Origin of the sequence: Microbacterium sp. H37-C3 (assembly GCF_027157935.1) — a bacterium.
Lineage (GTDB): Bacteria > Actinomycetota > Actinomycetes > Actinomycetales > Microbacteriaceae > Microbacterium > Microbacterium plantarum.
Map to the genome: position 1 here is coordinate 342,758 of NZ_JAPVLR010000003.1, position 24,162 is coordinate 366,919.

21 protein-coding genes are annotated in these 24,162 nt (G+C 69.4%); 8 read left to right on the forward strand and 13 right to left on the reverse strand.

Translation table 11 applies throughout. The features are described from left to right. Positions 1–11 precede the first annotated feature (11 nt). Both O1W71_RS10695 and O1W71_RS10700 read right to left on the reverse strand, forming a co-directional pair. Positions 12–449 (reverse strand): Fur family transcriptional regulator, encoded by a 438-nt coding sequence (locus tag O1W71_RS10695; RefSeq protein ID WP_269267820.1) that lies wholly within the window; start codon positions 447–449, stop codon positions 12–14. Positions 450–510: 61 nt separating this feature from the next. Beyond that, positions 511–1,506, reverse strand: coding sequence for a stage II sporulation protein M (locus tag O1W71_RS10700; RefSeq protein ID WP_269267821.1), 996 nt, complete (start codon positions 1,504–1,506; stop codon positions 511–513). A gap of 16 nt (positions 1,507–1,522) precedes the next feature. Here O1W71_RS10700 and O1W71_RS10705 point away from each other — a divergent pair, with 16 nt between their 5' ends. Beyond that, on the forward strand, positions 1,523–2,383 hold the full coding sequence (locus O1W71_RS10705; RefSeq protein ID WP_269267822.1) for an RDD family protein: 861 nt from the start codon (positions 1,523–1,525) through the stop codon (positions 2,381–2,383). On the opposite strand, the gene O1W71_RS10710 is transcribed toward O1W71_RS10705, so the two are convergent. Next, complete coding sequence (locus tag O1W71_RS10710; protein ID WP_036305938.1) at positions 2,355–2,561, reverse strand: DUF3499 family protein; 207 nt, start codon at positions 2,559–2,561, stop codon at positions 2,355–2,357. The genes O1W71_RS10705 and O1W71_RS10710 overlap by 29 nt on opposite strands. Before the next feature lie 80 nt (positions 2,562–2,641). Here O1W71_RS10710 and O1W71_RS10715 point away from each other — a divergent pair, with 80 nt between their 5' ends. Further along, the gene (locus tag O1W71_RS10715) at positions 2,642–3,082 is read left to right on the forward strand and encodes a metallopeptidase family protein (RefSeq protein WP_269267824.1); all 441 of its coding nucleotides are present in this window, start codon (positions 2,642–2,644) and stop codon (positions 3,080–3,082) included. A gap of 7 nt (positions 3,083–3,089) precedes the next feature. Here O1W71_RS10715 and O1W71_RS10720 read toward each other — a convergent pair whose 3' ends face one another. The 4 genes from O1W71_RS10720 to manA all read right to left on the reverse strand — a co-directional run bounded on the left by O1W71_RS10720 (position 3,090) and on the right by manA (position 9,045). Next, positions 3,090–4,481: a DUF5719 family protein gene (locus O1W71_RS10720; RefSeq protein WP_269267825.1), complete on the reverse strand. Its 1,392-nt coding sequence runs from the start codon at positions 4,479–4,481 to the stop codon at positions 3,090–3,092. Continuing rightward, complete coding sequence (locus O1W71_RS10725) at positions 4,478–7,318, reverse strand: glycosyltransferase family 2 protein (RefSeq protein WP_269267827.1); 2,841 nt, start codon at positions 7,316–7,318, stop codon at positions 4,478–4,480. The genes O1W71_RS10720 and O1W71_RS10725 overlap by 4 nt, the downstream gene beginning before the upstream one ends. Before the next feature lie 89 nt (positions 7,319–7,407). Next, a complete protein-coding gene (locus O1W71_RS10730; protein ID WP_023955405.1) occupies positions 7,408–7,728 on the reverse strand; it encodes a WhiB family transcriptional regulator in 321 nt (106 codons plus the stop codon). Between the two features lie 147 nt (positions 7,729–7,875). Then, on the reverse strand, positions 7,876–9,045 hold the full coding sequence (gene manA / locus O1W71_RS10735) for a mannose-6-phosphate isomerase, class I (RefSeq protein WP_269267828.1): 1,170 nt from the start codon (positions 9,043–9,045) through the stop codon (positions 7,876–7,878). Positions 9,046–9,116: 71 nt separating this feature from the next. Between manA and O1W71_RS10740 the strand changes: the two genes are divergently transcribed. From O1W71_RS10740 to O1W71_RS10760, 5 genes are read left to right on the forward strand one after another with little or no spacing between them, the layout of a single operon-like run. Then, positions 9,117–10,541: an O-antigen ligase family protein gene (locus O1W71_RS10740; RefSeq protein ID WP_269267829.1), complete on the forward strand. Its 1,425-nt coding sequence runs from the start codon at positions 9,117–9,119 to the stop codon at positions 10,539–10,541. 35 nt (positions 10,542–10,576) lie between these two features. Then, complete coding sequence (locus O1W71_RS10745) at positions 10,577–12,025, forward strand: O-antigen ligase family protein (RefSeq protein WP_269267830.1); 1,449 nt, start codon at positions 10,577–10,579, stop codon at positions 12,023–12,025. Further along, the gene (locus O1W71_RS10750) at positions 12,022–13,368 is read left to right on the forward strand and encodes an O-antigen ligase family protein (RefSeq protein WP_269267831.1); all 1,347 of its coding nucleotides are present in this window, start codon (positions 12,022–12,024) and stop codon (positions 13,366–13,368) included. Before O1W71_RS10745 ends, O1W71_RS10750 begins: the two co-directional genes overlap by 4 nt. Before the next feature lie 10 nt (positions 13,369–13,378). Continuing rightward, on the forward strand, positions 13,379–14,350 hold the full coding sequence (locus O1W71_RS10755; RefSeq protein WP_269267832.1) for a glycosyltransferase: 972 nt from the start codon (positions 13,379–13,381) through the stop codon (positions 14,348–14,350). 13 nt (positions 14,351–14,363) lie between these two features. Beyond that, positions 14,364–16,277 (forward strand): glycosyltransferase, encoded by a 1,914-nt coding sequence (locus O1W71_RS10760; RefSeq protein WP_269267833.1) that lies wholly within the window; start codon positions 14,364–14,366, stop codon positions 16,275–16,277. 3 nt (positions 16,278–16,280) lie between these two features. Here the strand turns inward: O1W71_RS10760 and O1W71_RS10765 are convergent, their stop codons facing one another. From O1W71_RS10765 to O1W71_RS10775, 3 genes are read right to left on the reverse strand one after another with little or no spacing between them, the layout of a single operon-like run. After that, on the reverse strand, positions 16,281–17,024 hold the full coding sequence (locus O1W71_RS10765; protein ID WP_269267834.1) for an ABC transporter ATP-binding protein: 744 nt from the start codon (positions 17,022–17,024) through the stop codon (positions 16,281–16,283). After that, positions 17,024–17,815: an ABC transporter permease gene (locus O1W71_RS10770; RefSeq protein ID WP_269267835.1), complete on the reverse strand. Its 792-nt coding sequence runs from the start codon at positions 17,813–17,815 to the stop codon at positions 17,024–17,026. Before O1W71_RS10770 ends, O1W71_RS10765 begins: the two co-directional genes overlap by 1 nt. A gap of 31 nt (positions 17,816–17,846) precedes the next feature. Beyond that, a complete protein-coding gene (locus tag O1W71_RS10775) occupies positions 17,847–18,869 on the reverse strand; it encodes a glycosyltransferase domain-containing protein (protein ID WP_269267836.1) in 1,023 nt (340 codons plus the stop codon). A gap of 66 nt (positions 18,870–18,935) precedes the next feature. Between O1W71_RS10775 and O1W71_RS10780 the strand changes: the two genes are divergently transcribed. Next, positions 18,936–19,889, forward strand: a complete 954-nt coding sequence (locus O1W71_RS10780; RefSeq protein WP_269267837.1) for a hypothetical protein — start codon at positions 18,936–18,938, stop codon at positions 19,887–19,889. Here O1W71_RS10780 and O1W71_RS10785 read toward each other — a convergent pair. From O1W71_RS10785 to O1W71_RS10795, 3 genes are all read right to left on the reverse strand, one after another. Then, positions 19,877–21,127, reverse strand: coding sequence for an ABC transporter ATP-binding protein (locus O1W71_RS10785; RefSeq protein WP_269267839.1), 1,251 nt, complete (start codon positions 21,125–21,127; stop codon positions 19,877–19,879). The two genes, O1W71_RS10780 and O1W71_RS10785, sit on opposite strands and share 13 nt — an antisense overlap. A 5-nt stretch (positions 21,128–21,132) precedes the next feature. After that, positions 21,133–22,038 (reverse strand): ABC transporter permease, encoded by a 906-nt coding sequence (locus O1W71_RS10790; RefSeq protein ID WP_269267840.1) that lies wholly within the window; start codon positions 22,036–22,038, stop codon positions 21,133–21,135. Positions 22,039–22,120: 82 nt separating this feature from the next. After that, positions 22,121–24,157 carry an acyltransferase family protein gene (locus O1W71_RS10795; RefSeq protein WP_269267841.1) on the reverse strand — a complete coding sequence of 679 codons (2,037 nt, stop codon included), beginning with the start codon at positions 24,155–24,157 and terminating at the stop codon, positions 22,121–22,123. Positions 24,158–24,162: the final 5 nt, after the last annotated feature.

Sequence of the window (24,162 nt, forward strand, 5' to 3'; positions counted from 1 at the left end):
GAGAGAGAAGATCAGGATGCTGCCGGCGTCGCGGATGCGGCGCACGCCGCACACCGACCCCAGTAGGTCACCTCGGCCGAGGCGACCTCGAACCCGTGGTCGTCGGACGGGTGCAGGCACGGCGTGTGCCCGACGGCGCAGTCGACGTCTTCGACCCGGCCGCACTCGGTGCACACGAGGTGGTGGTGGTTGTCGCCGACGCGCAGCTCGAACAGCATGGAGCGGCCGGCGGGCTCGATGCGCCGAGCGAGACCGGCGTCGGCGAAGTCATTGAGGGCGTTGTACACCGACTGCCGACTGGTCTGCGGCATCCGCTCGACGACGGCGGCATAGACGTCATCGGCACTGGCGTGGGGCCGCGCGTGCAGAGCGGCGTAGACGGCCGAGCGCGACTCGGTCACACGCAGACCGAAGGCGCGGATGGCCTCGGGAGCGGTCGCGATCGTCATGCCCCGATCCTATCCGGCATTTTTGATCAGATCAAATAAAGCAAGGATGAACACGCGAGGCTCATCCGGCCACCAGACGCGGTGTTCCCGCCTCGTACTCGGTGAGGTCGCCGGTCTCGCCCCGACGCGCGGCGATGCGCCCGAGGCCCAGCATGTAAGCGAGGAACACCGCGAGGGCCAGTGCACCGATGCCGATCTTGATCGGCCACGGCCAGGGCTGACGCGTCACGAAGCCCTCGACCAGGCCGGAGAGCGCGAGCGCGAGGATCAGTCCGATCGCGACCGTCGCGAGGGATCTGCCGGCTGCCGCGAGCGCCTCGCCACGGCTGCGCCGCCCGGGCGCGACCCACGCCCAGAAGATGTGCAGCCCCGTCGCCCCCGCGACGAAGATGCAGGTCAGCTCGAGCAGGCCGTGCGGCGCGATGTGCAGCAGGAAGACATCGCCGCGGTCGAACGAGATGAGGATCGCCGCCGCCTGACCGATGCTGACGGCGTTCTGCATGAGCACCATGACCGGCCAGAGGCCGGTGATCCCGAACAGCACGCATTGAGCGGCGATCCACGCGTTGTTCGTCCACACGGTTCCCGCGAACACCGCGGCGGGGTTCTCGCTGTAGTAGGCGGTGAAATCGTTCTCGGCGTACTGCTCGAGCTGCGCCTGCGAGCCGAGGGCGGCCACCGCTGCCGGATCGCCCGATACCCAGAAAGCCACGAGGGCGCTGACCACGACGAAACCGACCGCGACCACCAGCGTTGTCCAGCGCACGCGGTACAGCGCCGCCGGAAGTTGCTGCAGGAAGAACCGGGGCAGCTGCCGCAGCACGTTCTCGGGGGCACCGGTCAGCCGCAGCCTCGCGCGTGACAGGATCATCGAGAGCCGGTCGCCCTCGACGCTGCGACCCGCGGAGGTCTTGATGTCGGCCAGATCGGCCGACGCCGCGCGATAGCGGGTGACCAGCTCGTCGACCTCCTCGCTCGACAGACGGCGGGCGCGACCGAGCGCGTCGAGCCGATCCCATTCGGCGCGTCGCGCGGCGACGAGGGCGTCGAGGTCCATTTGCTTAACTGTACCCATGACCACGCCCGCTCCCCCGGTGCAGATCGCCCAGGACGAGATCCTCACCGGTGAGGCGGTCGCGCTCGACGTTCAGCCGCTCGGCTTCTTCCTCCGGGCGCTCGGGGCACTCATCGATGTCCTCTGCGGCGTCGCGCTGCTGGTGCTCTCCTATTTCGTCGGAGGCTTCGTCGTCGGCGGCCTCGGCCTGGAGAACCTGTCCGGGATCCTCGTCGTCTCGGCGCTGGTCCTCGTGCTCGTCGTGATCCCGACGGCGATCGAGACGCTCACGCGTGGCCGCAGCCTCGGGAAGCTGGCAGTCGGCGGGCGAATCGTGCGCAGCGACGGCGGGGCCACCGGATTCCGACAGGCCTTCATCCGTGCCCTCGTCGGTGTGCTGGAGATCTGGTTCACCTTCGGCGCACTCGCTGGGATCGTCGCCACCTTCACCCCCCGGTCGACGCGCCTCGGCGACATGGTCGCGGGAACGTACTGCGAACGCACGCGCGCGCCCCGCCTCCCCGGCCCCGCCGGTCCCGTCCCCGGTCAGCTGCAGGACTGGGCAGAGGTGGCCGATGTGGGAAGACTGCCCGATCGCGTCGCCCGACGGGCGACGCAGTTCGCACGCTCGGCCGAGGGCATGGAACCGGGGGCGCGCTCGCGCTCGGCGGCGATGATCGCCGCCGAGATCGCACCTTTCGTCTCACCCCTGCCGCACTCGGACCCGGAGACGCTCGTGCGAGCGGTCGTGGCGGTGCGACGCGACCGCGAGTACGCCGCGATCATGCGAACCGACGAGCGCGCAGCGGCGCTCGTCGGCGCGGCCCAGGAGACGCCGCGCGGATTTCCGGTCAGACCCGCAGGGTCTCGTGCCGGATGACGACCCAGCCCTTCGGCACCGACAGGCGCTCGGTGTGGATCGCGCAGAGGTCGTGCGCGTGCGGGTCCGTTCCGCCGCCGAGCGGACCCAGCGCGGCCATCTGGTCGCCGTAGTCGAAGGTGAGGGTCGTCACGGCCTCGCGGGCGCAGCCCACCTTCGAACACAGTCTCTCGCGCATCGCATCCACGGTAACGCCGTGTACCCCGTACGTCCGGATGCCGCGCCGAGCCCCCGCCCCTCGCGGCATAAGATGGCCTCATGATCCGGCGTCGTTCCCGACCCGCCCCGCCGCGGCGGAACCGGCCGTCGCGGCACGGCCGTCATGGCCGCGATGACCGGAGCCCCGTCGTGCGGCCGCCACTGCCTCCCCTCGAGACGCGCTCCGAGCGATTCGATCTGTCGGTGGGCACCGCTGCTGAGTTCCTGCGCAGCGCCTGGCCCGAGCTGCGGGAGGTCCGCTTCGAGGTCGCCGGGATGCCCGCGGCGAGTGACGAAGACGGCATCCCTCGCTGGCAGGTCTTCGCCGCCGAGAAACGGATCGTGCTGTACCGCCTGCCGATAGAGCGCTTGAACCGACTGCACCGGAACGACGACCTGCACCGCCGGATGATGGTCGAGAGCTGCGTCTTCCGCGCTGCGGCCGAGTACCTGGACCGGGACCCGTGGGATCTCGGGCCCGATCGCTTCCGCTTCCTCTGACCGACGCCTAGGGATAGACCGTGAGTTCGGCCGCCGCCGCGGCGGAACCGGCCACCGGGTAGGTTCCGAGCTGTCCGTCGCCCGAGAAGCCGATGGAACCGCGGATGCCGCCGGCCCCGGGATCGATCCGGTAGATCGTTCCGGCTTCGACCTCGATCGTCCTCGACTGCCCGGCGGCGAGTTCGACCGTCCGGGGCGTTCCGCCGCTCACCGGCGTCACCGTCGCGACGGTCTCGCGCTCGGCCGTCAGCGTGAGCGTCGGCGCGGGGGCCGGCGCGACGGCGACGAGAGTGGGGGCCTCGACGAGCGGCGCTGCCACCGCCCAGGCGAAGTCGGCAGGGGCCGCGAGGTCGGTCGATGTCCATGCCGCCGCCACGAGAGGCGCATCCGCGGTCGCGGTCACCGTGTAGTCGCCGACGGGCATCCCCGTCACCTCGAGCTCGACCGGTCGGCCAGCCGTGAGGGCGATGTCATCCTGCTGGGACACCACACCGCCGTCCGCGACGGAACGCACCGTGACGCTCGCGCCTGCGTCGGCCGCTGTGGCCATCAGGCGCACCGAGAGCCCTCCGGCCGAAGCGCCGGAGTCGGGTGCGACCGTCACGTTCACGGCCGGGATCACCTGCTGGGGAGCGGGGAGCGCGCTCGCACCGATCTGGTCCACTCCGCCCGCGATGAGCGTGCGGGTCAGTGTCGACTGCAGCGAGGCCCGGACGGGGGCGCCTTGGGCCGTGACCTGCACGACCGGGCTCTGCTCGCCGCGACGGAGAGCCGCGAGGGGGATGGCCCGCTGCGAGCGAGCCCCGACGACGATGCCTTGTCCCGCGACGGGTTCCTGCATACCGTCGGCGCCGAACACGCGGAGGTCGACGGTCGCGGCGACATCGCCCGGGTTCGTCAGGAGGACCAGGTCGCTGGCGCCCGTCGCCGCCGATCCGCCGACCAGCCACGACTCCATCGCGGGACGCGTGCAGGCCGAGACGGCGAGTCCGCGCAGGTCGGCCTCGTCGAGCGATGCGGCCGACGCCGCGCCGAGATCCGTCGGCCGACCTCCCGTCGGCTCTGCCGAGAAGGCCGCCGGCGGTGCGCCGTCGTCCGCACGGTCAGGGGCGGCGAGGGTGTACTCGGTGGGTTCGGCCCCGTCGGCAGCCGCGACGACGGTCGACGACGCGGCGCTGGTGATCGCGCTCGCAGCCGTCGCGTCACGGCCGAGCGCGAGCAGGGGTCCGTCGCACGCCGCGACCGAGCGCGCCGCCTCGGGCACAACGTCGAGCGACATCGGCTCGCGCGTGAGGGTCGGCCACGGCGCGGCAGCGGCAGCGATCACGCCGCCGCCGATGACGACAGCGGTCACGGCTCCCGCCACGAGACGGGTCACGAGTGCAGTTCGCGTGGTCATCGGTCCCTCCTGCGGAGCGCGCGTATCCCCACGAGACGCGGAGCGGCCCGAGATGCCGATCGGCTGCCCCGCGTGGGCAGGGCCAGCAGCAGGGCGATGGCGAACACCGCGGCGATGCCGCTCCACGCTGCGGCGGCGAATGCGCGCGCGGATGCCGGCGCGTCCGCCCGGGGAGCCACCTCACCGGACAGGCGCCACAGCTCGCCCTTGTCCGTCGAGCCGACGGCGTCCAAGCCGTCGCGGCTGCCCAGCGCCGTCGCCGCCGCGAGGCGTGTGCTGCGGGCCGCCGCGGATTCGTCGTCGCCGTTCGAGGCGAGCAGGATGAACGCGACACCGTGGTCGCGCAGCTCGCCGACGACGTCGTTCGCGGTATCGGCGACGAGGTCGGCGGCGACCTGCGCCGCTTCCCGATCGCCCTCGGTCAGCTCCGTGCGCGCGGTGACGAGTGAGGACTGGCCGCCGAGCGTCGCGCTGCCGCCCCAGACGACATCGACCGCGACACCGTCGTCGGTGGGAGTGAGAACGATGGTTCCGAGTCCCGGCGTGTTCGCCCCCTCGGCCGCAACGAACGCGGGAAGGGTGCTCGTCTCGCCGCGGCCGACGGCCGCGGCATCCCGCGCGTGAGCGGTCAGCGTCGGGACGGCTGCGACGACCAGACCGGCGACGGCGATCGCGGCGGCGACCGTCCGGACCGCTCGAACCGACACCACGCTGTCGAGCGTCAGCAGCGCCGCGCCGACGACTCCGATCCACGCGAGGCTGAGGGCGGCGCCCGGCCAGAGCGGGATCGCGGTCGTCCCGTCGATCGCGACGGCCAGGCCTGCCGCGGCGAAGGCGGTCGCAACCCCCAGCCCCGCGATGGCCAGGAGCACGATTCCGACGAAGCCACGCGTCGACGCGGCAGCGGCGAGCGCGAGCGCGAGCAGCGGCGCGGTGAACAGCAGCAACCACCACACCGGGCCGGAGGCTCCCGTGAAGGCCGCCCACCCCGCATCTGCAGGGAACCCGGCGGCGAACAGGAATCTCCCGACGACATCATCGGCGAATCGCGGGCCGCTCCACGGCACCCCCGGGTCGGCCAGCAGCGACCACGGGTCTCCGGCGCGAAGCCGGGCGAGGACGAGCGGTGCCGACAGCGCGAGCGACGGGACGATGATCCACAGCCACCGGAACGCCGCGCGCCGGCCTCGGAGCACCATCGACAGCACGACGGCGAAGACCCAGATGATCACGACGGGGGCGGACAGGACCGGGGAGCAGGCCAAGACGACCGCGAGCAGGATGGACGCGGTACCGGCATTGCCCCACGAACGGTGAGCGCCGGCAGCGGTGAACGCCAGCCACGGCAGCACGAGGTGGACGATGACGGATGCCGGGCGCCCGTCGCCCAGCGCCACGAGGAACATCGGCGCCAGCGCCCAGATCGCGGCACCGACGATGCGCAGCGCCGCACGCTCGGTGACGCGCGTGGCAGCGAACCATCCGCCGAGCACCGCGAGCGGGAGGGCGAGGAGCCACAGCACCACGAGCGCGCGCGACGGGTCCGTCGGCGAGAACGATGCGAGCACAGCGAGAACGGCGCTGAACGGGTCAGCGGGGCCGACCGCTTCCCACCCGAGCGGTCGTTGCGCACCCGTCGCCTCGGACCAGGCGCGGGCCGCGTTGGCGGCGAGCGGAGCGAGGGCTCCGCCGCCGATGGAGGGCCAGCTCAATGCCGCGGGCATCGCCGCGATCGAGACGACGAGGGCTGCGAGGACTGCCCACGCACCACCGCCGGAGAAGAAGCCGAGCTCGGTCCGACGCGGACCGTCGCCGGCGGGCTGATCCTCGATGAGACGCTGCCGCATGACCCGCGAGCTGACTCGCAGCGACGACAGTTGCGACCAGGATGCGCGCCGGTGACGAGCGATCCGACGTCGGGCGCGGGCGACGGCACGCAACCGGACCAGCACGGTCACGGCGGCCGACCATTCCGGGCCGATCCGCGCGGGACGTTTGCCGACGAGGTCGACGACGCTGCGCCAGAGCGCCAGTGGCAGGAGCGTGAGCCAGTGCAGTACGACGACGGGCGGCGGGGCGTAAACCAATCGCCGGTGCAGCTGCGCGACGCGTGCGGCATGCGTGACGCGGGCGCGGGCGCCCGTGGTCCGCGGTGCTGGGGGGCCGGCCACCCCGTCGTGCGCGACGGCGATGCGCGCCCCGGGCGCGAGGACCACGCGGCCGCCGGCCAGACGCACGCGCACGCCGAGATCGAGCCCCTCGTCGGCACCGGCGAGGGCATCGTCGAGCCCGTCGAGCTCCCGCCACGCCGCGGTGTGTACGAGGATGCCGCGCACATCACCGCCGAGGACGTCGTCCGTACCGTCGTGCTGGCCCTGGTCGTGCTCACCGTCAGCGAGACCGACCGCAGCGCCGAACCTCGTCATCGAGCGTCCCAGCGAGACGATGCGCGTGTTGTCATCCCACTCGACGAGCTTCGGAACGGCGATCGCGACGGACGGCGCCGTCTCGAGGGCGGCGGCCAGCCGCTGCAGCGCCTGCGGCTCGGGCGCGACGTCCTGCGCCAGCAGCCACACCGCGTCACCGTCGAGACGCCGTGACGCCAGCCGGAGCGCGGCAGCGAAGCCCGTTCGGGACGGCGCGGCGATCACCACCTCGGCACCCGACTCCTCCGCGAGAGCGCGCAGACGGTCGTCGCCGCCGCACAGCACGATCGTCAATGCGTCGACGGCGCGCGTCTGATCGCGCAGCGCGGCGAGCGTGCGCGTGAGATGGAAGGCCGCCGGTGCGCGTCCATCGGGACGCACGACCAGGAGCGCATGAACACGGGCGGGCATGACGGAGCAAGCCTAGGTGGCGATTCTGAGCGAGCTCGACAGCGGCGAGGCGGTTCGCCGATATCAGCGACCCCGGCCGCCGGAGCTCGTCAGACCGCGCGACGCTTCAGCTTGCGGCGCTCGCGCTCGCTGAGGCCGCCCCAGATGCCGAAGCGCTCGTCGTTCTGCAGGGCGTACTCGAGGCATTCCCCGCGGACGTCGCACGACGTGCAGATGCGCTTGGCGTCGCGGGTGGAGCCGCCCTTCTCGGGGAAGAACGCCTCGGGGTCGGTCTGCGCGCAGAGCGCGTCGGTCTGCCAGGCGAGCGCATTGTCGTCGCCGTCGGTGTCGACGCGGCGAACACCGGGCACGCCCAGGTTGACCGGATCGACGAACCAGTTGTCGGGAACGCCCGAACGGTATGCCGTCATATCGTGTCCCCTCCTCGCCGGCCGGCACGCGAGCCGCGTGTCTCGCATTAATTACACCCGTGTGATTCCTCTGGGTCAAGTCGCGGATCGTAAACCCTCAAGCCCATGTTTAAGCTTCGCGACGCTCCATCGGCGTGTCGCGACTCGCTAGGCGCCGGGCTGCGCGACGAACGCCTCCCCCGCGCCGCCGATCGCGACGGACTCCGCCGCGACGACGGCCGCCGTGCCGGGCACGAGCTCCACGCGCTTGCCGTGCGCTTCGACGACGACGTCGCCGCGCGTCGCGAGGACGATCGCCGTGCCGGCGAGCGCGATCTCGGTGACCGCCTCGAAGGTCGTCTCGACGCGCGCGAGACGGAAGTCCGGCACGCCGACGTCATAGCCGAACACCCCGGGCGCGACCTCGATGGGCTCGACGATCGGCGCGGGACCGCTGTCCGTGCTGACGATCTGCAGCAGCTCCGTCACGTCGACGTGCTTGGGCGTGAGGCCACCGCGGAGCACGTTGTCGCTGGCGGCCATCAGTTCGACTCCGAGGCCGTCCTGATAAGCGTGGAGCACACCCGCCGGCGCGAAGAGCGCCTCGCCTCGTCGCAGCTCGACGAGGTTCATGAGGGTCGCCACGATGAGCCCCGGGTCGCCGGGGAATGCACCCGCGATCTCGCTGAGCACGGCCGTCTCGGCGGCGAAGTCCGAGTCCGAGCGGCCCGCCCCCACGGATCGGTCGAGCGCAGCGGCGAGGTCGGTCACGACATCCGATGCCTCGCCCGAGAGCGCCCATCCGATGACGCGGCGGAGCGCCGCAGACTCGTCCTCGGCGTCGGTCGGCGTGAGCGCAGCGGCCAACGCGACGACGCCCGCACGTTCGCCCAGAGCGGCGAGCAGACGCTGGGTGTCGGCGATCGGCCGCAATCCGACCAGCGCGCGGAATGAATCCGAGAGGGCGACGATGATCTCGGGCTTGTGATTCTCGTCGCGGTAGAGGCGGTCCCCGGCATCGCGCGGGACGCCCGCCGCCTCTTCGCGCGCGAATCCCGCGGCTGCCTGCTCCCGGGAAGGGTGCGCTTGGATCGACAGCGACGTCGCCGCCGCGAGGATCTTCAGCAGGTAGGGAAGCGGCGCGATCCCGGCCTCGGACAGGGCGAGGTCGAGCGGGCGTCCCGTGCCGTCGTCGACGCGCGACGGGCTGCCCGGATGATCACCGAACCAGATCTCCGCTTCGGGCTCCCCCGACGGCTCGCGACCCTGCAGCTCGGCGATGAGCGTCTGGGAGCCCCATGCGTAGTCTCTGGCGATGTTCGAGATCGGAATCAGCACGAGCCCAGCCTAGAGCGCGGGCACTGTCGGATCGGGTGCCGGACGCGCCGCCGCGATAGCCTGTCTGCACCATGGCCGTCTACTCACGCCACCCCGTCTCGGCGCCTCCCGCGGCGCCCGCGCGAGAGACCACCGGGCATCTCCTCCTGCGGGCGTGGTGCGTCTTCGTCATCGCCGCGTCGATGGCCGGCACGAGCTGGCTGATGGCGTTCGGCCCGGCGGTCGCAGGCGTTGTCGTCGTCGCGACCGGACTCGTGTCGACGGTCCTCTGGGTCTCGCTGCGGCCGCGGGTGCAGTGGCGCCGCCTGCCGTGGTTCGCGCTGGCCTACGTCGCGTGGGCCGTGATGTCGATGCTGTGGTCCGCGTGGCTGGGCGCCACCGAGCTCACGCTGCTGCTGCTCGTATCGACGACCGTGCAGGCGATGTTCGTCGGCGCGGTGCTGACCTGGCGCGAGATCCTGCGCGCGGTCGCGGCGGCGCTGAAGTGGATGCTGGCACTGTCCATCCTGTTCGAACTGTGGGTCGCCCTCATCTGGCGCGGCGACATCCTCCCGGGCTTCGTCCGACCCGACGCGGACTACGCCGGCCACCCCATCACCCTCTGGTCACGTGACAACCTGTTCAACGGCGGCCGACTCCAGGGGATCTTCGGCAACGCCAACCCCCTCGCGTACATCGCCCTCCTGGCGATCATCGTCTTCATCGTGCGGATCGCATCGGGCGCGCCGCGCAGGTTCCTGCTCGGGCTCTGGACGGCGCTCGCTGTCTTCCTCTTCTGGCGGGCGGCCTCGGCCACCGCGCTCCTGTGCGCCATCGCTGTGGCGGTCGTGCTCGTGACGATCCTGCTGATGCGCACCGCGCGCCGCCCCGGCGAGCGCACGCGTTTCTACATCATGTACCTCGTCGTCGCCGGCCTCGGCGGCGCCGTCGTGTGGCTCGCGCGCGACACGGTGTTCGATCTGCTCGGCCGCTCGTCCGATCTGACGGGACGTCAGCGGATCTGGGACGCCGTCGGCGAGCGCATCGCCGAGCGGCCGCTGATCGGGTGGGGCTACTCGACCCCCTGGGTTCCGTCAGACCCGGCGTTCGACGGCTGGATCGTCGACCACGGCGTCAGCGTCATGCAGGCGCACAACATGTGGCTCGACGTCGCGCTCCAGCTCGGCTTCATCGGCGTCGCTCTCATCGCGCTCGCACTGCTGGCGTTCGTCTGGCGGTCCTGGTTCTTCGCGGTCGATCGGCCCCGGTGGGACCTCGTGGCCGATCGCCCGTATACGGCTCTGACGCTCGTTCCCTCCCTCGTCGCGACCATCCTGCTCGTCCAGGGGCTCGCCGAGTCGGCACCGCTGCTGAACTGGGGATGGTTCCTCATCATCCTGTTCGCCTTCAAGATCAAGCAGGCCCCGCTCGTCGGGCGCGGTCCGGCCGAGCAACGTCTCGACGCGGAGCAGGGCGACCGCCTTCCCGAGCAGCCGGAGGCGCTCCGGGGTACGTGATGGCTCTCAGCCCCTGCGGCTAATCTGAGAGCATCATGGCCAGTCATACGCGCGGGGAATCCGGAACGGATGCGGCGACGACCTCACCGCCGCGGCGCCTCCCGCTCCGGCTCGTGCGAGCCTGGTGCACCCTGATCATCGCCTCGTCGATGGCGGGCACGGCCTGGCTCATGGCGATCGGCGTCGGCGGCTCGGCCGTCGTGGTCGCCGTCACGACCACCGTGTCAGCGGCGATCTGGCTGATTCAGCGGCCCCGCCGCCGCTGGCGCCGCCTGCCGTGGTTCGCCCTGGCCTACGTCGGGTGGGCGGTGCTCTCGCTGCTGTGGACGGAATGGCCACGCGCGACCGCCATGACGCTGGCGCTGCTGCTCGCGACCACCGCGCAGGCCATCTTCGTCGCGTCCGTCCTCACGGGACGTCAGATCATCGAGGCGATCGCTGCGGCGGTGAAGTGGATGCTGGCGCTCTCCCTGGCCTTCGAGCTGTGGGTCTCGCTCATCTGGCGCGGGCCGATCCTCCCGGGCTTCGTCCGCCCGGGGCCCGATTTCACGGGCGACCCGATCATGTTCTGGTCTCGCGACAAGCTCTTCACGGATGACCGCATCCAGGGGATCTTCGGCAACGCGAACTCGCTCGCCTACATTGCGCTGCTCGGAATCGTCGTCTTCGGGTTGCAGATCAACACCCGCGCCGGCCGCCGGGGCCCGCTGGTGGCGTGGACGCTGCTGGCGGCCTTCTGCTTCTGGCGCGGCTCGTCGGCCACTGCCGCGATGTGCGCGATCGCCATCGCGATCGTCATCGTGGTCGTCCTGCTCATGCGACGCGCGCGCACAGCGCGCACCCGCCGCATCCTCTACATCGTCTTCACCGTCACGGGCGTCGCCCTCATCACGACCCTGTGGCTCGTCCGCGAAGCCCTGTTCGAGATGCTCGGGCGCTCCTCCGACCTCAGCGGTCGGAAGGAGATCTGGGCGACGGTGGGCGAGCGATTCGCCGAGAGCCCGATCATCGGCTGGGGCTACTCGGTGCCGTGGGTGCCCACGGATCCCTTCTTCGACGGCTGGATCGTCGACCGCGGCGTCACGGTGATGCAAGCGCACAGCACCTGGTTCGACGTCGCCATGCAGCTCGGGGTGGTGGGCGTGGTGCTGTTCGCCGTCGCCCTCGGCGCCTTCACCTGGCGCGCATGGTTCCTGGCGCTCGGCCGCATCCCCCGCCCCGGCGCCCAGCGGGAACCGCGGTCGCGCCTCCTGCTGATCCCCGCGCTCGTGGCGACGATCCTTCTCGTCCAGAGCATCACCGAGTCGTCGCCTCTGCTGAACTGGGGTTGGTTCCTGCTCGTGATGCTCGCCTTCGCCATCAAGCAGGCCCCCGCCTCCGTTCGCGGCACACCCGTCCGGCGTCGCTCGACACTCGCTGCCGCGTGGCCCCTCGAGGGCGGTGCCCCGATCGAGCGCGGCGCGCCCGTCGAAGGCGTGGCGTGACGACTCCGCCCGGACTGTCCGCCTCCTGGGTCGTCCGCACCCTCGACTCCGCGGCGTTCGCGCAGGCATTCGCACACACGGCGATCGCCGCGGTGTTCGCTCAGCACCTCGTCGACCGCACCGCGGGCCGGGTCACCTGGTTCACCGTGATCGCGGGGTTGTGCGCGGTCGGCGCGGCCGTGCTGCTGGTCCGCCGTCGCGAGTTCACCCTCGTGCGCCTCATCCCATCGACCCTCGTGCTGTTCCTCGGCTGGGCCCTCGCGAGCGTCACGTGGACGACCGACACCTCCGGGACCGTCAGCGGGTGGCTCGCGCTCGCGGCGATCGCGTTCCTCGCCGTCGTCATCGCGAACACGCGCGACACCCTGCAGACGGTCCGTGCGCTCGCAGATGTCTTCCGGGTGCTGCTGGTGCTGTCGCTCCTGCTCGAGCTGCTCTCGGGTGTGTTCTTCGACATGCCGTTCACCTTCCTCGGCATCGAAGGGGACATCGCCGCTCTCGGCCCGGTTCAGGGCATCTTCGGCACCCGAAACTCGCTCGGATTCATCGCGGTCCTGGCACTGATCACCTTCTACATCGAGTGGCGCACGGTGTCGGTGCGAACCGGTGTCTCGCTGTTCTCGGCCGTGCTAGCCGCGCTCCTCGCGGCTCTCTCCGACTCCCCCACCGTCCTCGTCCTCGCCGTCGCCACGGCCGTCGCGACAGCGGCCCTCGGCCTCGTGCGACGCACCCGACACGCACTCCGACGCACCGTACAGTCCGTGCTCGGTGCCACCGTGATCGTCGGCGCGATGGTCGGCTATCTGCTGCGCGAGCGCATCATCGCGTGGATCGGGGCCGGGACGGACTTCTCGATCCGGGCCGAGCTCTGGGACCAGGTCGCCTCGTTCGTCCGCGTCGAGCCGGTGCGCGGGTGGGGCTGGTTCGGGCCGTGGTCGCGCACCGATTTCCCCTTCAACGCGATCAACTTCGCCCTCGGGGACCGACACAGCTCGGCCTTGAACGCGTACGTCGACGTCGTGCTCCAGCTCGGGTGGGTCGGCCTGCTCATCTTCATCGCCTTCGCCGGACTGGCCCTGGGACGCGCGTGGCTCGTCGCGAGTGAACGCCGGTCGATCCTCTACGCCTGGACTCCCCTCATCCTCGTGACGGTCCTCGTCGACGCCCTCTTCGAGAGCTTCCCCCTCCACGGGTACGGCTGGCTGATGCTCGTCCTCTGCGCGCTGCGAGCCGGGCAGTCGAAGTCGTGGCGCGAGAACATCCGCGACGCCGCGCGGCCGGGATCGCCCGCCGCCGGGCTGCCCGACGACACCTCGACGGGAACGCACGGCATCGCACGGTAGGATCGGGCCGGTGAGCGCGCAGGTTTTCGACCCGACATCGGCGACCATCGCCGTCGTCACTTTCAACCGCTCCGCGCTTCTGTCGCGGCTGCTCGAGAGCGTCGTCCGGATGGACCCGAAGCCCGGTCGCGTGGTGATCATCGACAACGCCTCGACCGACGACACGACCGCGGTCGTCGAGTCGTTCCGCGATCGACTGGGCACCGAGCTCGTGTACCGGCGCCTCGAGACGAACACCGGAGGATCCGGCGGATTCAGCGAAGGCGTGCGCGTGGCCTATGAGTTGGGGTCCGAGTGGATCTGGCTCATGGACGACGACGTCGAGGTGCTGCCCGACGGGCTCGCCAAGATGGGACGCTGGGCGCCGCGGTTCCGCAGCATCCAGGGTCGCCGATACGACTACGACGGCAGCGAGTTCTACTGGCAGTACCGCATCGCCGAACGCATGGGCATCCCCATCCCCTTCGCGCCCGCCGGTTTCGGCGAGTCGGGCTACAAGGAGATGAACTCCGGCTGCTTCGAGGGCATGTTCATCCACCGCGACATCGTCGCCCGCATCGGACTGCCCGATCCGCGCTTCTTCATCTACTGGGACGACCAGCTCTACGGCTGGCTCGCCTCGCGCATCACGACGTCGGTCATCGTCGACGAATTCGTCCTGCGCCGCACGCGCGAGATCCGCCAGTGGGACATGGGCATCCGCCATATGAACGCCTCGAGCGACGCCTACCGGTACTACATCATGCGCAACCGGGCGCACATCAAGCAGTACTACCGCACGAAGGGCGTCTACAACCCGGTGCTGTTCGGCCTCGGGACGACGCTGACTTTCGGCAAGGAGCTCATCCGGCTCTTCCTCGTCGAGCGCACCGTGCGGGGCACCTCGAACCTCTTCCGCGGCCTCCGCGACGGCCGGCGCATCGCCCGTGACCGCTCGTGGCGGCCGATGCAGCCGCTGGTTGATCAGCCGGCCCGTCCCTGAGGAAAAACAGATCATGCCCCACCTGCTGCAGCGCGCCGTCCTCCCTCTCGAGCACGACCCCGACCTCCTCCCCCTCTACGTCGACCCCGAGACATGGACCGAGATCGACGAGGAGCCGGTGCGCGTCTCGTCTCGGGCCCAGCTGTCGAACATCCTCGGCCGCTCGGAGGCGAGGATCGTCGCTGGGCGACGGGTGTCGTTCGGCACGTATTTCAACGCGTTCCCGGCGTCGTACTGGCAGCACTGGACCCCGGTCCGCGACGTGACCCTCACGGTGCGAACCGAGGGCCCGGCCACCGTCCTTGTCTACCGCTCCAACGGCGGCGGCACCCGCCAGCGACTGGAGACTCGCGAGGTCAACGGCCAGGCGACCAGCACGTTCGACCTCAGCCTCAATCAGTACAGCGACGGCGGATGGATCTGGTTCGACATCGCAGCCGACCGCGAGGACGCCCGGTTCCTGGGCGCGGAATGGACGACCGAGCAGGAGCCGGCCCGCTCGGGCAAGGCCTCGCTCGGCATCACGACCTACAACAAGCCCGACTACTGCGTCGCGACCCTCCGCGCCCTCGATGCGGCGCCCGATGTGCTCGAGCTGGTCGATCGCATCTTCCTCATCGACCAGGGAACGGACCGCGTCGACGCTCAGCACGACTTCTCCGACGTCGCCGACAGTCTCGGCGAGACGCTTCAGATCATCACGCAGCCTAACCTCGGCGGCTCGGGCGGCTTTGCTCGCGCAATGCACGAGACCCTGCAGCGGCCGGATAGCGACTTCGTCCAGCTGCTCGACGACGACGTCCGCATCGAGCCCGAGTCGCTCCGCCGGTCGATCGTTTTCGGCCGGTACGCGACGACGCCGACGATCGTCGGGGCCCACATGTTCGACCTGCTCGATCGCCCGAAGCTCCACGCCTGGGCCGAGGTCGTCGACGACGAGCCGTTCATGTGGCGCACGCTGCAGCAGGAGAAGATGCCGCACGACTTCTCCGTGGCGAACCTGCGCCAGTCACCCGAGCTGCACATGCGGCTCGACGCCGACTACAACGGCTGGTGGATGTGCCTCATCCCGGTCGAGATCATCCGCCAGGTCGGACTGTCTCTGCCCGCCTTCATCAAGTGGGACGATGCCGAGTACTGCCTGCGAGCCCGCGACGCCGGGTTCCCGACCGTGTCGATGCCCGGGGTCGCGCTCTGGCACGTGTCGTGGGTCGGCAAGGACGACTCGATCGACTGGCAGGCCTACTTCCATGCGCGCAACCGGATCGTCGCGGCACTGCTGCACTCGAACAGCCCGCGGGGCGGGACGCTCCTGCGACACAGCCGCCGGCTCGACCTCAAGCACCTCATGATGATGCAGTACTACCCCGTCGAGCTGCGTCATCGCGCACTGCGCGACATCCTCTCAGGGCCTGAGCATATGGCGGCGGGGATCGCGACGGCCATGCCTGCGGCACGGGCTCTCCAGGGAGAGTTCCCCGAGACGGTCATCCACCGCGACACCGGTGTACCGCTGCGTTCGCGGAAGGGGCGTCAGGTGTTCAAGCGCCTCCCCCGCCACACCTTCGACAGCCCCACCGGACTCAAGCTGCGCTGGTTCACGCTGTCGACCCTCGCGTCGCACTGGCTGCACGCGCCTCGCCCGGAGAACGTCGCTCAGCCCGAGGTGGAGTTCGGCAAGGGCGACGCGCAGTGGTGGCGTCTCCCGCGTTACGACAGCGCCCTCGTGAGTGCGGCCGACGGATCGGGCAAGAACATCTACACCCGTGACCGGGCGGCCTTCCGGCGGATGCTGCGTGAGAGCCTGCGACTGCACGCGCAGCTCCAGCGCGACTGGCCGAAGCTGTCGCGGCGCTACCGCCGCGCGATGGGGCAGCTCACCTCGCCGGAATCGTGGGAGAGCATCTTCGGCACCGCGAAGCGCTGAGCTTCAGGCCCCGCTGTTGTGGTCCTCGTTGTACCGGTCGAGCACCTCGCCGATCGGTGCGTCGAGGATCAGTGAGCCCTTGTCGAGGTAGAGGCCACGTGTGCAGAAGCGACGCAGGTCCTTCTCATTGTGGCTGACGAAGAACAGCGTCCGTCCTTCCGCGAGCAGTTCGTCGATGCGTTTGTAGCACTTCGCGCGGAACGCACGGTCGCCGACGGCGAGCACCTCGTCGACGAGGAGTATCGGCTCGTCGAGCTGCGACACCACGGAGAACGCCAGGCGCACCTTCATGCCGTTCGACAGGTGCTTGTAGGGCGTGTCGACGAAATCGGCGATCTCCGCGAAGTCGATGATGTCGTCGAACCGGCGGTTGACCTCGGCCTTCGACATCCCGTGTAGGCCCGCGGTGAGGCGCACGTTCTCGCGCACGGTGAGGTCTCCCACGAAGCCGCCCGTGATCTCGATGAGCGGGGCCACCCCTCCGTGCACGTCGACGCTGCCTTCGTCGGCCAGGAGGACCCCGGCGACGAGTTTGAGGAGCGTGGACTTTCCCTGCCCGTTCCGGCCGACCACACCGATCGACTCGCCCGGCTCGACGGAGAACGAGACGTTGCGCAGCGCCCAGAACTCCCCCGGGCGGCTTCGGCGCGAGGCACCGCCGAACAGGTCCTTGAGGTTGCGCCTCCCCCGCCGGTTCCGGCGGAAGCGAACACCGAGGTCGCGCACCTCGATCGCGGGTCCCGTCATCACAGCTCCTTCAGCACCGGACGCTCGAGGCGCGAGAAGACGAGGAGGCCGAGGCCGAAGATCAGGATGCTGGCGGCGGCCCCCACGATCACGGACAGCGTGTCCCACTGGTCGGGAAAGAACCCGACGCGGTAGAGCGTGAAGATGCCGGCCAGGGGGTTGAATGCGCCGATCTCTTTGAAAACGCCCGGCAGGTCGGCCACGCCGTAGATGATCGGAGACGCGTAGAACAGTGCCCGCAGGACGAGGCGAGTGGTGCGCTCAAGGTCACCCCAGAGGACGCAGAGCGGCGCGACGATGAGCCCGAGGCCGAGCAGCAGGATCACCTGCAGCAGGACGGCCACCGGGAAGAGCAGGAGCGCCACGTTGACCGTGGCACCTCCGAAGATCGCGAACATCGCGAGCACCGGGAGTGAGAAGAGGAACTCGATGCCCTTGCTCAAGACGATGCGTCCCACCCAGATCGAGCGAGGGATGGAGGTCGACCGCACCAGCCGCGCGTCCTTGTTGAAGGCGCGCGTGAAGTCGGTGACCGCCGAGTTGAACCACACCCAGGGCAGCAGCGCGGTGATGAGGAAGACGATGTACGGGTTCTCACCGACGTCCCGATGGAAGACCTGCGTGAAGACGAACCAGTAGATCCCGCTCATCACGAGCGGGTCGAGCACTGACCACAGGTAGCCGAGCGCACTCGTGGAGTACCGCACGCGCAGGTCGCGCGCCGACAGCAGCCACAGAGAGTGGAGGTAGCGCCGCGGCGATCCGGGGGCGCCGACGACGGCGGGACTCACCCGACGAGTTTACGTGCTGACGGGTGAGGTCTCATCGCCGGAACCGAGGCGGGACGATGCGACGCAGCAGTCGCCCGGCCGCCCCCTCGCGCGCTTCGAGTTCGCGCACCCGCTCCGATGCGAGGACCGCTTCTCGCGTCTTGTTGTCCAGCCGCAGCTCGATCCGCGCGCGTTCCTGGGTCCCCTGTTCGATCTGCAGCTTGAGCTCCTCGATCTGAGCCTCGGCACGCTCGAGGCCCTCCTCAGCCGCTTGCGCCAGACGCGCTTCGAGTTCCGAGATACGACGCATCGCGCGGCGCAGGTCCGCGGCGAGCGGACCTGCCGGGAGGGAGGGCGCCTTGCCCTGCTGCACGCGACGTCCCTCCACGATCGGCCACTGGTGGAAACGGGATTCGAAGTTGTCGATGTCGATCCCGCGGAAATCGATGTCACCACCGAGCGCGAGCATGACCGACAGCTGGTCCCGGCGCGAATACCGCAGGACGTGATCGGCCCAGACACGCATGGCAGCCGCGACGCGCTCGTTACGCCGACGGACCAGGAGGGCTGTCCAGTGCGGACGCGCATCGAGAACCTCGGGAGCGGTCCTGGCGTAATCGGACAGCTGTTCGTACACCCGAGCTCGATCGTCGTAGTTGAGGCGGATGACCTCGTCGAACTCGTCGATCAGGTTGTCGCGATAGCTGTGCGTCGGCAACGCCATGTCGACATCGTCGGGAAGCCACGCCTCGACGAGCTCCTCCGGCGTCACCTTCAAACGGACGGACGCGTCGATGTAGAGGCTCACGTCGCACTCGACGTCGGTCTGAGGACCGAGGATCTTGTGCAGACGCGCGCTGCGAACCGGGTCGGCCGCGAAGGCGGGCTGTACGACACGAATCTCCCACGTGTCACTCGTCAGGTCGGGGTCGTCGGTGAAGCAGATGAACCGAGCCTGGCTGTTCCGGGCCACCGGCTGCTCGAGGAGTGAGTCGTAGCGGTCGAACAGCGAAGTGAAGACGACGAGGCTCATGCGGAGCCCCACGAAGCGTGCGGCAGCACGGACAGCATGCACATGGGTCCAACCGTAGCCGCTGTGCGCGCACGGGCTGCTCAGGCTCGACGAACTAAAGTGGAGCGCATGCTGCAGCGTGTGAGCCACCTGGCCGAAGTCGCACGCTCACGAACGCGAGCAGCGGCACGGACCCTCGCCGTGCGCTACGGCGGACTGCCGCACTCGGTCGGAACTGTGGACAGCCCCCCGCCTCCCGTGGCACACGACGTCACTCAGCTGTGGCTGCGGAACCTGACCAGTCGCGACCCGATCACCGACAGCACGAGCGACGAAACCGTGACGATGACCACCCACGGGCAGCGCATCCGTGATGTCTGGCTGGCCATCGAGTCCATCGGGCGAGGAGACAGGTTGCCCTCCCGAATCATCCTCTGGCTCGACGAGGGCACGAAGGTCCCCTGGCGACTGCGTCGCTTGCGCTCGCGCGGCCTCGAGATTCAGCATGTCGCTCGAGGCTGGGGCGTCCACACGAAGTACTGGCCGTATGTCTCCCGCGTCGACCCCGTCGGTCCGCTGGTGACCGCCGACGACGACATCCTGTACCCGCCCAACTGGCTGCGCGATCTGCATGCGGTGCACGAACGCTATCCGGATGACGTCATCGCCTTCCGTGCGCACAGCATGACCATGGTCGACCCGGAGCATTTCGCGCCGTACCGCTCGTGGCCCACCTGCACGACCACCGAGCCCAGCTACGCCCATTTCGCCACATCCGTATCGGGTCAGTTGTTACCCACCGGTCTGCAGCACGCTCTGCGCGAGGAGGGGCCGGTCTTCGTCGACATCTGCCCGACCGCCGACGACGTCTGGATCCACCGCTGCGCTGTCGCGCACGGCTTCCGCACGCGTCAAGTGGAGGAGAGATCGCTCCACTGGTGGTTCATCCCCGGCTCGCAGACGTCCGGGCTGAACGCGGTCAACGTCGTCGGCGGCGCCAACGACGCGCAGTTGCGCGACGTGCACACCGAGGCGACACGCGGGCGCATCTGGGCAGCAGCCGAAAGAACTCAGCGCACCTGAATCTCCGCGTGGACGGTTCCCGTCTGACGGTGCTCCATCGGTACGAAGAAGGTCGCGGCCTGCCACGCAACAGCCAGCGAGGAGCCGTTCTCATCGGCTACCTCGGCGTTGACGAAGTACTGCCCGCCCGCGAACGCCGAGTTCCGGATGACGTACTCCACCTCGGTCGTCCCCGCCCCGACACGGCCGTGCGGCTGCTCCAGGCGTCGGCTGCCGGTACCGAGGACCTGCTGGCCCGACGGCGTGTCGATGCTGACGCCGGTGTTCCACCGTTCGAAGGGCTGAGCGTGATTCACCACGATCCGGACGTGGATATCGTCACCGGGCTTCACATCGGAAAGCGTCGTGCCGTCCGCGGCCTCGATCCGGACCGCTTCGATGGAGGACGTCGGCGCCTTCTCCTCGGACTCCGGATGCAGTTCGGCTTCGAGCACGTCGGCGTTCTCGGCATTGCGGCGTCGGCGGCCCTCGAGCACCTCACGGTGCACGCGGGTGGCTGCCGCCGCGGACCCCGAGAAGACGACCTCACCATCGTGGAGGACGACGCCCTGATCGCAGATCTCCATGACCTGCGCTGCGGAGTGAGAGACCAGGATGATCGTCCTGCCCTCCGCCTGGAACTCGCGGATCTTGTCCATGCACTTGCGCTGGAAGGCTTCGTCCCCGACCGCGAGCACCTCATCCACCAGCAGGATGTCGGGGTCGGTGTGGATGGCGACCGCGAACGCGAGTCGCACGTACATCCCGGAGGAGTAGAACTTGACCTGCGTGTCGATGAAATCACCGATCTCCGCAAACGCCACGATGCTGTCGAACTCCGCGTCGGTCTGCTCCCGCGACAGACCCAGGATCGCAGCATTCAGATAGACGTTGTCGCGACCGGACAGATCCGGGTGGAATCCGGCGCCGAGTTCGAGCAGAGCGGCGAACCGGCCGCGTCGACGCACGGATCCCGAGGTCGGATCGATGATGCCGCCGATGATCTTCAGGAGAGTGCTCTTGCCCGATCCATTGGGCCCCATGAGCCCGATGGTCGATCCGGCCGGGATGTTCACGGACACGTTCTTGAGGGACTGGAACACTTCCTGGTGCAACCGCCCGCGTCTGCCGAAGGTCACCACGCGCTCTTTGATCGAGTTGTCTCGACGGATGGTGAACTTCTTCGAGACGTCCTCGACGACGACGACGTCGGGCCCGGTCGGTCGATCCTGGGGAGATGTAGACCTGTTTTCGGTCACGTCGGTCAGAGCTCCTGTGCGAAGTTGCCTTGTAGGCGGGCGAAAAGGCGTTGGCATGCCCATACGAGGACGAGCCCGATCACGAATGCGATCGCCATTCGGAGCGCCAGATGAGGGGGATAGTCGGCCGGTGAGCCCGAGACCCAGAAAGCGCGGTGGAAACCCAGCACCGCGAGCGTCAGGGGGCTGTTGGTGTAGATCTCCAAAAGCCAGGCGGGGAAGCCGAACTCATCGAAGACCCGGTTGACCATTGTCCACGCGTAGACGATCGGCGATGCCCACATCGCCAGCATCAGCACGACCTGGGTCAGGTACTGGACATCCCTGAGGTAGACGTTCAGCGCGGAGAGGAAGAGGCCGGTGGCGAGACCGTAGACGATGATGAGGCCGACGGCGGGGACGAAGTAGATCAACCCCATGGAGAAGGGGGGAACCCCGAGGATGAAGCAGGCCGTGATCAGGACGGCGAGCTGCACCAGGAACGTGAACATCGCCGACCCGATACTGGCGAGCGGGAAGATCTCGCGAGGTACGTAGACCTTCTTCACGAGCCCCGAGTTGGCGACGATCGATCCCGTGGACCCCGAGAGCATCTCGGAGAAGAAGGCGTAGATGGTCAAGCCGGAGAAGATGTAGATAGCGAAGTCGGGGATCCCGCGCGCAGCCCCGAGGAACTGCCCCATCACGACGTAGTAGACGGTGAGCTGGACGATCGGGTTGATGAGCACCCAGAGCAGCCCGAGCGCGCTGTCCTTGTACCGCGCCTTGATGTCGCGCCGCACGAGCAGCGCCAGCAACTGACGATGAGCCCAGACCGCTCTGACCGAAGCGATGAACCCCGTTCCCGAGGCTATCGGGGCGAGCGGCTCATGTTCGAGGCGTTCGAAGCGGGCGAGAGCGCTATCGGTCACAGCGGAGTTCCATTCGATTCGCCAGGCACAACGACCAACGATACAGCGCGGCGTCTGTGAACCACCCGCGGGGGGGCGAGGGTCACCAGCGCTCCCCCAGTTGGGTCTCCAGCACCGGCGCGAGCGTACGCGCATACGAGCTGGAGAGGTGGTTGTCGTCGCGATAGACCGCGACGTTGCCGACCACGGCGGGGCAGACGTCATCCGGGCAGATCCACTCGGTCAGATCGACGTGCGTGATGCTCTCTCGCTGCAGGATCCGTGCCGGGTTCGAAGCGGCCAACGAGCTGCCGCGCGGCATGGAGCAACCGTCCGGGTCGTCGGATTCGATGACGCAGCCGAACATGTCGTAACCGAACCTCGGGTTGTCGCCCACGGCGATGATCGGGATGCCGGCTGCGTCCATGCGGTCGAGGAACCGCTCGATTCCCGGCCGGAGGCGCTCGTCCTCGTCGCCCGCATCAGCGGCGGTGACGATGGTCATGACCGCCGACGGTTTGATCGCCTCCACGTGGCGGATCGCCGCTTCGCGCCACTGCGGGCAGAACTCGGGATCGAAGCCGGGGTCATCGAGGCCCATGGCGCAGCCACCACGCACGAGCGTGATGACGCCCCAGCCGCGCTGCTCCGCGATCGGCACGAGCGCCGCGGTCATCTGCTGCGCGTGCGAGTCGCCGATCACCGCGATCAGCTCGCTCGCCCGCTGAGTGCCCGGCGTCTCGAAGCAGGAGCCGTGCAGGATGTCGTCGGTGATTGCGCGCGGGCCGCTGCACTCGAGCTCGAGCTGAACCCACTCGTCCTCGATCGCGGTCGCGAGCGGGATCATCGGAAGTTCCGCGTCGGGCTCGGAGACGTCGTCGTCGAAGAGCACGTGCGCGCCCGGGTTCGCGATGAGCTGCTGTTCGGCCACCCTCTGCTCGCGGTACGCGGTCACGCCCTGCCACGTCCCGACCGGGACGACGACGATGAGCGCGGCGACAGCGACGACAGCGACAGACGACATGACGCCGCGTTCGGCCCGGCGCCACTGCCGCACCGGGTGGTCCACGGCGAACGTCAGAAGTCGCGCGCACACCACGGAGGCGACGACGATGGCGAGGCCCCCGACCAGACCGACCTCGGTGCGTTCGCGGACGACGAGCCACGTGACGAGGATCGGCCAGTGCACAAGGTAGAGGCCGTAAGCGTCGCGGCCGGCCAGCCGGAGGGGACGCGACGCGAGCAATCGAGCGGGTCCGTGGCCGGCGTCTCCGGTTCCGGAGACCACGACCATCGCCGCGCACACGACCGGCCAGAGGGCCAGGTACCCGGGGAAGCCGCCCTCGACGTCGAGGACGACTCCGCAGGCGAGGAGCCCGGCGATGCCCGTCCACCCCAGCAGGATGCTCAGGACGGGCCCGGGCCGCAGGTGAGGGAGCGCGACGACCAGCAACGACCCCGCAGCGAACTCCCACAGGCGAGCACCCGTATCGAAGTACGCCAGCTGCTGGGCGGCATCCGTGCGTACGACGGAGTAGCCCAGCGAGATCACGAAGACCGCGCCGAAGACCATCGCGACGACCGCATCCGGAGACCGCCGGAATCGCCGGATGATCAGCAGGCAGAGCGCGAAGAGCAGAGCCCACAGCACGAACGCCTGCCCCTGCACGGAAAGGGACCAGAAGTGCTGGAGCGGGCTGAGCGCCTCGCCGCGGTTGTAGTAGTCGACCGCGTCGGCGGCGAGGATCCAGTTCTGGACGTACAGCAACGACGCCCACGTCTGCTCCCAGAGCGACCGCCACGTCGTCGCCGGATAGAACAGGCGAGCCAGCAGCAGGACGAGCAGGAGCGTGACCGCGGCGGCGGGCAGGAGACGCCGGAACGTCCCGATCAGCCGGCGCGCGATATCCGGTGGCGCACCGGTGTGGATGCGCTGCAAGAAGGTGCGCGTCAGGAAGAACGCGGACAGCATCAGAAAGACGTCAACCCCGCCCGATACGCGCCCGAGCCAAACGTGGTACGTCACGACCAGCAGGATGGCGACGGCGCGGAGACCGTCGATGTCGGCGCGGTATCCCCAGCGGTCCGCATCCACCCTCGGTCCGGCGATACCGCGCACGCGGTCCGTCAGTGAACCCACGACGT